This window comes from Spirochaetales bacterium (assembly GCA_016930085.1).
Classification (GTDB): Bacteria; Spirochaetota; Spirochaetia; order SZUA-6; family JAFGRV01; genus JAFGHO01.
Map to the genome: position 1 here is coordinate 1 of JAFGHO010000119.1, position 11,764 is coordinate 11,764.

Here is an 11,764-nt window from a genome sequence, read left to right on the forward strand (position 1 = left end):
AGTGTGAACGTATAGAGTGGGGACGGAGGTCGAAAAAATGACGATTCAGCTATTTTGGATAGTGTTTTCTTTATCGTTCCTCACCGCCCTGACCGGTGCTCTCGTCCCGGGACCACTGCTTACCTATACGATAATGAAATCAGTAGAACAGAAAAAGCACGGCTTTCTTACAGGCCTCTGGGTGATAACCGGTCATGCGATTCTTGAATCCGCGATTCTCATCGCATTACTTTCAGGATTTTCCTATATTCTCGGAAATGCGGTTATCAGGTTTATTGTAAGTTTGGCAGGATGCCTTTTTTTGATCTACTGCGGCGTTTCCATCATCATCAATCTTATAAAAGGGAAAATTCCGACAGATTTCACGGAGAATACCGATGTTCTTCAGCAAAACAATAGTGAAAAGAAACCGGCGTTATTAAAAAATCCCATTATAGGCGGGGTGGTGATTTCAATGAGTAATCCGTATTGGTGGATGTGGTGGGCGTCAATCGGTTCCGCATTTCTCATCAAGTACAATATTTCTCTGGAAAACTGGCAATCCATACTCGCATTTTTTGCAGGTCACGAGGCCGGTGATCTCGCCTGTTATGTTCCCGTATCCATGCTTGCCTTTTTAGGCGGACGGTATATCAATAAAAAGGTATATTACGGGATTCTCGGCTGTTGTGCCTTATTTCTTGTCGGTTTTGGGGTGTATCTTGGTATTACATCGATTTTTCAGATTTCACTCCAGCCGCTTTAATAATACATGAGTGTGATATTGGGGCATTTACTGAAGAGTTTTTCTATATCTATGAATGGATCGAATATTTTCCCGAAAAAATTAACCGTCGTTTTATTCTCTTCTACGGTATTAATGATGGAGCGGGCAAGAGATTGAATTTTTGTAAAATATTTCATGGGCTGGATACCGTATGGCGTTTGAAAGGTAATATTATAGATATTCGTTACCTCGACACGTGAATAAATTCCATAAATATAATAATTATAAACCGATGAGGCGATTCTCTTTTCGACTTCCTCCTGTGTAACACCGATAAGGCACCGTTTGACAATCATTGCGGCAAGCAGGTCGTAATTTTCCGACTTATTGAGATATTTTTTCATAAGGAAATGGGCCAATAATCGTTTTTCACTCATTTTTCTGTATTTCTGAATAAATCCCGTTCGAACGGAATGAATCAAAGCCTGTGCCCGATTTTCATATTGTGCGTTGAGGATTATAATAAGCTGGTCAAGGAGCTGGGCGTCTTTTTTCGTATTTGCCTTCAGATAATTTATAAAAAGGGTATTCAGGATATCGGAGAAGATATTAATGGTTATATACTCGGCCATCTTGAAATGATCGGTATGATCCTTGATAAGGCTTTTGTAACTTACCAGCCTTTCTTTATATGGGTCGAGGTATATCGCATCGGCAAATTGGGCGATTTTGAGAAGACCGATAGCGATCACTTTTGTCTTGTATTTATGCTCTATCAATTGTATCGGTTTATAATAAGCGATCAATAAATTGGCGATACAATCAAGAGGATTAATACGTATTACTTTATCTGCCAAAACGTCACCTGTATTCTTTCCATCTCATTCTTGACTTTTTTATTCCTTATAATCATATAGAGAAGCGGCCGAAAATTCAACCCTGTATAAAAGGGAGTATATTTGTTCCCTTTGATAATAATCTGAAAATATCGAAGCCTCACGGTTTTTCTCACGGCGCTTGACAAAGAAAAAATGTCACGCTACATATGAAAGGGGGATGTATCGAGGAAAAGCGTATGGATAATAGAATCATGGCAATAGTCGGCATGTGCGGCGCGGGAAAATCGGTCGCCTGTGACGTTCTTAAGGAGAGGGGTTGGCATTATATTCGATTCGGCCAGATCACGATCGATAAATTGAAAGAAAATGGCTTGGAGATTACTCCGGCAAACGAGAAAGAAATGCGGGAATCCCTGCGGAAAATATACGGAATGGGGGCTTTCGCCATTCTCTCGCTTCCCCGTATTGACGCTGCCGTAAAAAAGGGCAATGTGATTATAGACGGTCTGTACTCATGGAGTGAGTACAGGATTCTAAAAGAAAAGTTCGGTGCGATGATGAATGTGGTTTGTATCCATGCCGCACCTGAAATACGCTATGAACGGCTTGAACGCCGCCAGCGGGATCCGGCAGACAGTGACACGCGGATGCGTCCGCTTGCCAGGGAAGAGGCGCGGGCAAGGGATTATGCTGAAATCGAGAATATCGAAAAAGGCGGTCCGATCGCCATGGCGGATATCATGATCATCAATGAATCATCGGAAGAAGATCTTAAAAAAAGAATGGAGGAAGTGGATGATGGAAAATAAACGTATTTCCAAGGATTTGTATTACCTCCATATCGCAAAGGATATCGCGATGCGGGCGACCTGTCTTCGAAGGAAATTCGGGGCGGTCATCGTAAAGAACGATGCGATCGTATCGACCGGATATAACGGGGCGCCGAGGGGATGCATGGATTCACTTTCTGCGGGGTGGTGTTTCAGGGAAGAAAAAAAGATACCTTCCGGTGAACGCTACGAAATGTGCAGAAGCGTCCACGCCGAACAGAATGCGATTATTCATGCCGGGAGGGACAGAACATTCGGTGCGACCCTTTATCTGTCTGGGGTCGATGCCAAAACAGGGAAACTCTGCGGTATAGAGCCATGTCTTCTTTGCACAAAAATGATTATCAATGCGGGGATCATGCGAACCGTTGTGCAGAAAGAAGATGACACATTTATCGAACTCAATATGAAGGAAATGATCCATCGTTTTGAAGAAACCTTCAAACGGTGACCCCCGGAATCGTTGATCGCGTCAATGCCGGCCCTCCGGCCTAAAATTCGGCGTATAGTGCCGCGATTTCCGCTTCAGAAAGCATCCTGTCATAGATTCGTAACGAATCAATAAGTCCGTCGCAATTATAGTACGACCATGTCCGGGCGTTGTTCGCTTTAGCCGTTAAAATATAAAGAGGAGCGTTGTCCTTCTTGAGACGCGTAAATGAATATTGTTTTTTTCCGTATAGTTTGTTGTCGACATACAGACGCAGTTCGCCCATGTCACAGATGACGACGATATGCTGCCACTGTTCCTGTTTTATGGCCTCTGCGACATGGAGATTATGATGATATCCCTCTGCATCCACGACGAAACACCTGATTGCCGGAACTTTGATGTTAAGTGCGACTTTTCCTTCCGCTTTTTCGCCGGAAGACGATGCCCATTTGGAGATTAGATACTGAGATTTCGTACTGTTACGAATATAAACCCAGAGAGAGATTGAAAACGAATGACATTCATCGAATTCCTTGAGGGATGAAGTAAAAAGGTATTTCCCGGTACCGTCCGCCTCGATTGCCGATTTTTCACTATTATCGGCTCCTTTACCGAATCCGGTATTATTGACATTTAACAGTATGTCGCTATGGCCTGAAGTATCCAGGAGGTTGCCGTTAAAAAGAAACTCACCGATAAGTCCCCGTACCGGCGGATTCGCGGGTTTTTCCGTGCCGGAGCCTTCTATAGGATTGTTTTCCATATTCTGCCCGGACATCCCTTCTCCGTTTGATGTAAATATTCCCTCCTTTATATATTCACGCCTGATTTGAAGCAGACCATAATCGGTCTGAACGATGACCTTCTCCTCGTCCATACTGACTATCGTTCCCGTTATTGTATCCCCGTTTGTCAATTCGAGTGTGTCCGCAAAACAGAAAGATGCGCTCAATGTCGTGCAAATGAGTATCCATACCGGAATTTTCATGATCATCATAGTATCATACCGTGGGAATGAAGTAAAGGGGAGGGACGGAGGTTCGGATAATGCGCTGTGTGTGAAGTGCGGTTTAGGTGATAACCGTGATTTTGCAGGCATCGCCGCCCGAAGCTATTGTCGTTTCGAGCCGCACTTCCACCTCCCGGTTGAAGATGTTTTCGAAGACCGCTTTTGTCCAGCCTTTCGTGCATTGACAGAAAAGTGGAGAGGAAACGTATCCCGCCTTTCTTATCGGACAACAGCATTCATGGTAATATCCGGTAATCCGGTTGCCGGTCACCGAAAGCGTTCCATCCCATAGCCCCATTCCGTTCATCAGGTCGATAATTTCTTCGATCGGAGAATTGGGGGGAATATTTTTTTTTATTTCATGCACCACATCGTCGATGCCGCAACTTTCGGCGCACGATCTTCCGCATTGTTCCAGAATAGAAGTGATACAATCCTTTTTATCGTTATATTCCTTTTCAAGCATGAAAAAAAAAGAACGCAGCCAGGTTTTTAACTGTTCCAATACGCCCTCCTTATTGAAAGCACCGTCTTTTTTTATGTTCGTATTTTTAGAAAACCTTACAAAAAGTACTTATAATTGAAAAAAAAGGCAAATGATTATGAGCAATTAACGCAATTCGACGTGGTTTATCCCGCCACGAGAAACGACGGCATGTGAGGCTATTGCTTTTTATCCGGTATATGAAGCAGTTCTCGCGGTTTGCTTCCGTTCTGGGGACCGACGATACCCCGCATCTCCAATTCTTCGATAAGCCTTGCCGCCCTGTTGTACCCTATTTTCAGCCGCCGCTGCAAAAATGAAGCCGACGCCTTTCCCTTCGCGATAACGATATCGAGCGCTTTTTCCATAAGGGGATCGGGACCTCCAATCTGTATCGATTCCTCGTCTTCCTCCTCGATAAAAATTTCCTCGTCGATGTAGTCCGGTTCACCGAATGATCTGGCGCAGGCCGCAATAGCTTCGACTTCTTCTTCTGAAAGGAAGGCCCCCTGTATTCGCGTGGGGATCGGATTCCATGCGGTAGTGAGCAGCATGTCGCCTTTGCCCAGGAGTTTTTCCGCGCCCACCGAATCGATGATAATCCGGGAATCGAATTTGCTTGCGACCATGAACGCGATGCGTGAGGGAAAGTTCGCCTTTATGAGACCGGTAATCACTTCCACCGAAGGCCGTTGTGTGGCAAGTACGAGGTGTATGCCGACTGCACGGGACATGGCCGCAAGCCGGGCAATGGTTGCTTCCATTTCCTTTCCGGTTGTGGCGATAAAATCGGCGAACTCATCGATAACGATGACGATATAGGGAAGCTTTGAAACGGTCAGCTTCTTTTTCGTGATTTTATTGTTGAATGATTCGATGTCCCTGACACCGATGGAATCGAGCAGTGAATACCGGTGTTCCATTTCGCAGATGCAGTACTGAAGCGCCTGAAATGCCCGCCTGGGATTGGTGATAACCGGGGTAAGGAGATGGGGAATATCGTTGTAGAACTTGAGTTCGATAATCTTCGGATCGATCAGCATGATTTTTACTTCATCCGGTGAATGCCGGTAAAGCAGAGAACATATAATGGAATTGACACAGACCGATTTCCCAGATCCTGTTGCCCCCGCAATGAGAAGATGCGGGGTCTGACTCAAATCGATGATTTTCGCTTCCCCCGCGATATCCTTGCCCACGACAATCGGCAATTTGTATTTTTTTGCATAAAACTGTTCGAGGGAGATGAGTTCCTTAAAGGAGACGATGGCGCGCTTTTTATTGGGAACCTCGATCCCGACGGCATGCTTGCCCGGTATCGGCGCCACGATACGTACCCGGGACGCCGCGAGTCGAAGCGCGATGTTATCGGCGAGATTGACGATTTTAGAGAGTTTTACTCCCGGCGCGGGAAGTATTTCAAACATGGTGATAACGGGGCCTCTTCGAATCCCCGTCACTTCGGCGGTAATCTTGAACTCGTTCAGGGTTTCCATAAGGATCCGGCCGGCAGAGCGGGTCTCATCGTCGATCGCGCGGTAGGAGCTGTCTTTGTAATCCTTGAGCAGCCCGTTTACCGGCATTCTGTATGGTTTATTCGACCGTTTTGCTGCATTGTCCCCTGTTTTGGATGAAGACTTCGTGTTTGGGGTGATATCCTGGGGATATTCTTCTTCACGGTTCTGCTTTTCATCGATGGCATCGGGGACAACGAGCGGCTGATCCATATCCTCTGTTTCGATCTGCACCGATTCGTCCGGGGCGTTCGCCTGCGGCAGTTGTTCGGGAACCGGCAGCAGGAACCGGGCTGCATTGTTTCGATTGGTGACCTGTTCCCTGTCAGCGATGTCGCCTGAGGCGGAAGGATGCTTTTCCACCAGGGTATTCCCGTCACCGGGATAAAGCTCTTTCGATGCCCGCTTCCTCCGGTGCAGGTCGAGGATAAACTTTCGCCGTACCGCTTCGGACATGAGTTCTTCACCGTTTTCGATTTGATACGGCTTTTTGTTATTGACGGATGCTTTTCCTTTTTTTTGGGGCTTTATTGCGGCCTGATTTTCATCAGCGGGTTTTCTTGCGTACGTATAGATTAGGAAAATCTCGCATAGAAAGAGAAAAAGGAGAAGTATCCCGCCGGGTATGTCTCCAAAATTACTTCTGATATGGTGTGAAAGGTAGTTACCCAGGACTTTTTGAGGAGAAATCACGCAGAGAAACACTGTGAATGTGATGAATGGCAGAACAGTAAGCAGGAGCGTCACGAGACGCCGGTAGCTGAAAGGCCGTTTGCCGATAATGATCGCACCGGCAAAAAGAAAAAAGGGGATATAAAATGCTGCAAGGAAAAAGCGGGACGACAGGAACGTACCGGGAAGCAGCAGCACATGCCGGTAATCGGGCAAAAAGGTATCCTTGAAAAACGAGAAGAAGAGTGTAAGAAGGAGGTAAGAGCCGAGAAGGACGAAGATAGCGGCTATTATAAGAGCAAAACGAGACGGTTTTTCTTTCACAGTGTTCTCCTTATATGAATATCGGTTTGTTTTTATCTCGACCTGAATAGGTAGTTTGTCATATTCCGATTTGTCCCGGCAATATATTTTTATTTGCGTTTGACATTTATTCGTTTTTTTTTTATTATATCGTCAAATAATGAGGGTAGTCCTCAATAATACAAAGCTTGAATCCAAGGAGAATATTGTATGACGGTTAAAATTGACGATAGCGCATGCACCGGCTGCGGTCTGTGCGCGGATAGTGTGCCGGATGTCTTTAAAATGGGAGACGATCTGGCAGAAGTCATCAAGGCGGAAGTTCCGTCAGATCTCGAAGATGATGTCAAGGATGCTGCTGATAATTGTCCTGTAGAGGCGATTATCATCGGATAAGGAATCGAGTATTCTTTCGAGAACGAATCACGGTAGTAAAAATCCACCTGCAAACCAGGTGGATTTTTAATAAAACATACCGGAGAATTTGAAAAAGCCTTTATCATAATAAAGAGAATGTCCTGTGAACCACCTCCGAAGGAGGTGGTCTTCTTATGGTAATGAACCGCTGCCCGTGATATAAATCTGATTTTGGCTGGATGTTAACCGGGTACGGGTTTATTAGTCATCGGTGTGTGACCCGGGTCAGGCGAAGATGATGGTGAGAACTCCCGCAGGAATAAGATAGATACTGAAAAAGTAAAGCCGGGATTTTTTTACAAGCCGAATCAATAAAATCAGTGAGAGCAATCCGGTTACGAAGCTTACCAGGAGCGAGATTACCAGGACGTGAGGGGCGATATGCATGCTGCCGGCCTCGTTCATTTTAAGAAGGAGTGCTCCGAGTATAGCCGGTATCGCCAGGAGAAAGGAATATTCCCCTGCATTCTCCCGTTTCATTCCCGAAAAGAGTGAAGCCGCGATGGTGATGCCGGAGCGTGATATTCCCGGCAAAACACCGATTCCCTGTCCGATCCCCGTCACTATACCTTCCCTGATACCGATCTGATTATATTCTTTGTTACCATGCATGAACCTTGTTGCTATCAGAATAAGTCCTGTTATAATAAAAAGAATACCGCTTATTTTTGGCGTCACGGGAATATAATCCTTTAATTTTTCTATTCCGGCACCGAGCAGGGCGGTTGCCGCGGTGGCAACGAGGAGGACCGAAATGAGTCTCCCCGCCTCCCTTTCTTTTTGGGGGGCTTTTTCATGCTTAATCAGGGCTTCAATGAGGGGCGGGACGGCGGCAGCGAGTTCGATTATTTTTTTTCTGAAAACGATGACAATCGCCAGAAGCGTAGGGACATGAAGCAGTATATCGAAAAGTACGGGAATTTCCTCCAGTCCCATGAACGTTCTCAAAACCAAAAGGTGGCCGGAACTCGAAACAGGGATAAACTCCGTCACACCCTGAAGTGCACCAAGAATTATCGATTGCACGATATCCATTGATTTACTCTTCTTCCATCACCGAATCGTAGAATTGAACATATTTTTCCCGATCGTCACTGGCAAGGAATTTCATTGCCGCCCTCGGGTGCTGGTTCAGCTGGCCCGTAATCATATAGGGGACTTCACAGCCCCATCTCAGCTGTTTCTGAAGAGGACGTACTTCCTCCTGCAGGCATTTAAGAATGGGTCTGAGATGGAACTTCGGATTGTGCAGGAAACCGATTAAAAGCTCAAGCGCGCAATTACCCGCGCCTCGTCCCATGCCGTCGATGGTGGCGTCGAGCAGGTTCGCGCCTTCGATGACCGCGGTAATTGTGTTGGCATAGGCGAGTTGCTGATTGTTATGGGCATGAATTCCCACATGCTTTCCTCCGGGTTGTGCGTACCGCATATATTTCCGTGTCAGATATTGAATCTGTTCGTGGTAAAGCGAGCCGAAACTGTCGACAAGATAGATGGTCCCGACAGGCGTCCGGGAAAGTGCATCGAGACCCGCATCGAGTTCGCGTTCCTGCACGGTTGAAATGGCCATGAGATTGACGGTGGTTTCATATCCTTTTTCATGGGCATCGATGATTATTTCAATAGCGGTGGGTATCTGATGAATATATGTCGCCACCCTTATCATATCGACGACACTCTCCGATTTCGGCAGAATATCCGTATGGTAATCCGTTCTTTCCGCATCCGCCATTACCGAGAGTTTAAGCCCCGTGTTGTTTTCCCCGACTATTTTCCTGATATCGTCTTCGTCGCAGAATTTCCAGTTTCCGTAAGTCGATGGTGCGAAAATTTTCTTGTCCGCTTTATAACCGAGTTCCATATAATCAATCCCCGCTTCCACGCAGGTCTGATACACAGATTTAATAAAACCGTTTTCAAACTTATGGTCGTTCATGAGTCCGCCGTCACGGATCGTGCAGTCGAGTACTTTAATTTCAGGTCGGTAGGTAATCCATCCCTCACTGTCCCTGAGTATCTGTGGATTCTCATTGATTTCCTTTGACATGTGACCTCCATTCATTTTTAAACCATACCGTTTAATTTACGTGGTATGTTATGTTTTTTTTTGCTTTTACTTAAGCGACAAAATTTTTTTCTTCGAAATCAAAGAACCATTCGTTGAAGAGTGAAAACAATATCATTATTTTTGAATTATGTCAATCTTAATGGAACGCTATCGCCGTTTCCTTTGAACGAAAATACAGCGTGTCCGGATGTTCCGTTTTATTTTATTATAAATACCGCCGCATTCGGAGAAGTTCCTTGACAGTCGGGTTTTTACTCACCATGTCAATGGAGTTTCGACCGGAGTTCTTCGATATCCTCGTCCGATTCGTAAAGCGCGGGGACCTGAAAACGCGAGGAAGATATGAGTTTTTCCGCAATAGCACGGATGGATAGCGAATATGAACAATCGGGTGCGATCAGAACAGCGGGCTTTCTCCTTATCACCGACATACCCACATCCTGATTTTTCTGTAAAAAACCGATGTATTCAAGTGTTAAAAGGAGATTCATCAGGGTGATTTGCCGTAATTTTGAACCGATAGCGAGATCGTTTTTGGATGTCACCATATTGATGATAATTTTCGGTCTCAAACCGGCTATCTGGTTTTCCACCGTTGTGCCGGATGCGGGGTTGGCCTGTTTCAATTCATCGATAAGTGATCGAAAGGAGATGTGGGTTCCTTCTATCCTGCTTGTCAGAAAACGGAATATCGATTCCCTTTCGCTGCTTTTCGCGGGAAAACTCCGGTAGAGAAGCCGGAAGAGGGCGGTTTTAAGAAAGGAATATGCATTGAGAATAGCCGTTGTCTCCGGAGTGGTAACAATGATGCCGTTTGAGGAAGTCAGGAAAAAATCGATCGTATTAAAGGTTGAACCGGAACCGAGATCGAGAACGATAAAGTCCGCTTCAAGTGCGTGTATCTGCTTAATGATTTTCCGTTTGGACGCGTAATCAAGATTTGCGGTACCGGTAAGCAGGGAGTCACCGGGAATAAAAAAAAGACGGTCGATATCGGTCTTGAAAAGAAGCGCCGAGAGGTTGTTTTCCTTTTTATAAATGAGATCGCCGATTCCCGGATTGCTGTTCTGTATGCCGAGACACGTATGCAGGTTTGATCCGCCGAGATCGAGATCGATAAGGACGACGGTTTTTCTCATTTGTGCGAGTGTGACGCCGAGATTCGCGGAAAAAATGGTTTTTCCGGTCCCTCCTTTTCCGCTTGCAACAGGAAGAATTGTCGTCATATCACTTTAAATCTTATTTTATTCAATGGTGAAAATCAAGGATTTTTCAATGACGGGTATCGTCGTAACACTGGAAAACCGCCTGTTTTGCGGACCGTATTTTTACTCATTGACACTCTAAATTCTTTCTGTTAATATCCGGTGATTGGCGGTATATTCTTTCCCGCTATGTTTTGTTTTATCATTGTGAACTATCGAAGCATTTATTCCGACAATCAAAATAGAACAACCTTAACGGTAAGGAAATTTATAATGTCAGAAGAAAAGAAAGTTGTCATTATTTTTGCGCCGGATGACGAACTGGTACAGAAGTCGGCAGTCGCAATAAAAAGCACATTTGTCAATGAAAAATTCGATGTCGTAATCAAGGAAGCGCGCGATGCGCATATGCCCGATCTGGCAGTCGGTAATATCGTCATTCTCGGGTCGAAAAAAGAAGATAAAAAACCGGTACATTCCGATTTTACTGAAATTATCAGGGCCTTGAAGGGGATCAATCTCGCAGGCCGGATCGCCGGTGTATTTACTTTTGATTCTGAAGAAACGACAGATTTCTTATCGCAAGCGCTTGGCGATTCGGATATCACATTGATCGAGCGGGGATTATGTTTCAAAAACGGAAGGATCGATACGAAAGTGATAAAAGACTGGGTACATACTATTATTCAAACATATATCAAGAAAGGGTCAACATGAAACAGGAATATGATCTCGATGCAGCCATCAGGAAAATTCCGGATTTTCCAAAAAAGGGTATACTTTTTTACGATATTACCAGTATCCTCATCAATCCGGAAGCATTCAATTATTGCATTGACAGAATGGAGGGATTGTACAGAGGATCGGACATTACCGCGATTGCCGCAATTGAATCGCGGGGTTTCATTTTTGCATCGCCACTGGCAAACAGACTCGGTCTTCCCCTGCTCATTATCCGAAAAAAGGGAAAACTACCCGGTGAGACATATGCTGTCGATATCAGTCTCGAATACGGTGTTGATACGGTTGAGGTACATAAAAGCGATGTGAGACCGGGAATGCGGTTTCTGTTGATCGATGATCTCATTGCCACGGGCGGAACACTCAAAGGAACGATCGAACTCCTTAAAAAGGGAGGGGGAACAGTCGCCGAAATTTTTGGTGTTGTCGGGCTTCCGTTTCTCAAATACGAGGAGCTTCTTGCAGGATACCGTATCACGACACTCATTGACTATCATGGAGAATAAGACATTCCATATGCGGATTTTCCTCATATGGTTGAGC

Annotated in this window: 13 protein-coding genes; 6 read left to right on the plus strand and 7 right to left on the minus strand. The window is 45.2% G+C overall.

Going from position 1 to position 11,764, the window contains the following annotated elements:
* Window positions 1-37: 37 nt before the first annotated feature.
* Window positions 38-745 carry a LysE family transporter gene (locus JW881_19995; protein ID MBN1699808.1) on the plus strand — a complete coding sequence of 236 codons (708 nt, stop codon included), beginning with the start codon at window positions 38-40 and terminating at the stop codon, window positions 743-745.
* On the opposite strand, the gene JW881_20000 is transcribed toward JW881_19995, so the two are convergent.
* Complete coding sequence (locus JW881_20000) at window positions 742-1,563, minus strand: hypothetical protein (GenBank protein ID MBN1699809.1); 822 nt, start codon at window positions 1,561-1,563, stop codon at window positions 742-744. The two genes, JW881_19995 and JW881_20000, sit on opposite strands and share 4 nt — an antisense overlap.
* 218 nt (window positions 1,564-1,781) lie before the next feature.
* Here JW881_20000 and JW881_20005 point away from each other — a divergent pair, with 218 nt between their 5' ends.
* Window positions 1,782-2,354, plus strand: coding sequence for an AAA family ATPase (locus tag JW881_20005; protein MBN1699810.1), 573 nt, complete (start codon window positions 1,782-1,784; stop codon window positions 2,352-2,354).
* Window positions 2,341-2,826, plus strand: coding sequence for a hypothetical protein (locus tag JW881_20010; GenBank protein ID MBN1699811.1), 486 nt, complete (start codon window positions 2,341-2,343; stop codon window positions 2,824-2,826). The genes JW881_20005 and JW881_20010 overlap by 14 nt, the downstream gene beginning before the upstream one ends.
* Window positions 2,827-2,866: 40 nt before the next feature.
* Here the strand turns inward: JW881_20010 and JW881_20015 are convergent, their stop codons facing one another.
* The 3 genes from JW881_20015 to JW881_20025 form a co-directional block, all read right to left on the minus strand.
* Window positions 2,867-3,805, minus strand: coding sequence for a LamG domain-containing protein (locus JW881_20015; GenBank protein MBN1699812.1), 939 nt, complete (start codon window positions 3,803-3,805; stop codon window positions 2,867-2,869).
* A 73-nt stretch (window positions 3,806-3,878) separates the two neighbouring features.
* Window positions 3,879-4,322, minus strand: a complete 444-nt coding sequence (locus tag JW881_20020) for a hypothetical protein (protein ID MBN1699813.1) — start codon at window positions 4,320-4,322, stop codon at window positions 3,879-3,881.
* A gap of 158 nt (window positions 4,323-4,480) precedes the next feature.
* Window positions 4,481-6,271 (minus strand): DNA translocase FtsK, encoded by a 1,791-nt coding sequence (locus tag JW881_20025; GenBank protein ID MBN1699814.1) that lies wholly within the window; start codon window positions 6,269-6,271, stop codon window positions 4,481-4,483.
* 729 nt (window positions 6,272-7,000) lie between these two features.
* Here JW881_20025 and JW881_20030 point away from each other — a divergent pair.
* The gene (locus JW881_20030) at window positions 7,001-7,186 is read left to right on the plus strand and encodes a ferredoxin (GenBank protein ID MBN1699815.1); all 186 of its coding nucleotides are present in this window, start codon (window positions 7,001-7,003) and stop codon (window positions 7,184-7,186) included.
* Window positions 7,187-7,432: 246 nt separating this feature from the next.
* On the opposite strand, the gene JW881_20035 is transcribed toward JW881_20030, so the two are convergent.
* The 3 genes from JW881_20035 to JW881_20045 form a co-directional block, all read right to left on the minus strand.
* The gene (locus tag JW881_20035; GenBank protein ID MBN1699816.1) at window positions 7,433-8,242 is read right to left on the minus strand and encodes an undecaprenyl-diphosphate phosphatase; all 810 of its coding nucleotides are present in this window, start codon (window positions 8,240-8,242) and stop codon (window positions 7,433-7,435) included.
* Window positions 8,243-8,246: 4 nt separating this feature from the next.
* The gene (locus JW881_20040) at window positions 8,247-9,254 is read right to left on the minus strand and encodes an aldolase catalytic domain-containing protein (GenBank protein MBN1699817.1); all 1,008 of its coding nucleotides are present in this window, start codon (window positions 9,252-9,254) and stop codon (window positions 8,247-8,249) included.
* A gap of 284 nt (window positions 9,255-9,538) precedes the next feature.
* On the minus strand, window positions 9,539-10,501 hold the full coding sequence (locus JW881_20045; protein ID MBN1699818.1) for a P-loop NTPase: 963 nt from the start codon (window positions 10,499-10,501) through the stop codon (window positions 9,539-9,541).
* A gap of 252 nt (window positions 10,502-10,753) precedes the next feature.
* Here JW881_20045 and JW881_20050 point away from each other — a divergent pair, with 252 nt between their 5' ends.
* Together JW881_20050 and JW881_20055 are read left to right on the plus strand one after the other, a co-directional pair.
* Window positions 10,754-11,197 (plus strand): flavodoxin family protein, encoded by a 444-nt coding sequence (locus JW881_20050; protein MBN1699819.1) that lies wholly within the window; start codon window positions 10,754-10,756, stop codon window positions 11,195-11,197.
* Window positions 11,194-11,727, plus strand: coding sequence for an adenine phosphoribosyltransferase (locus JW881_20055; GenBank protein ID MBN1699820.1), 534 nt, complete (start codon window positions 11,194-11,196; stop codon window positions 11,725-11,727). The genes JW881_20050 and JW881_20055 overlap by 4 nt, the downstream gene beginning before the upstream one ends.
* Window positions 11,728-11,764 lie beyond the last annotated feature (37 nt).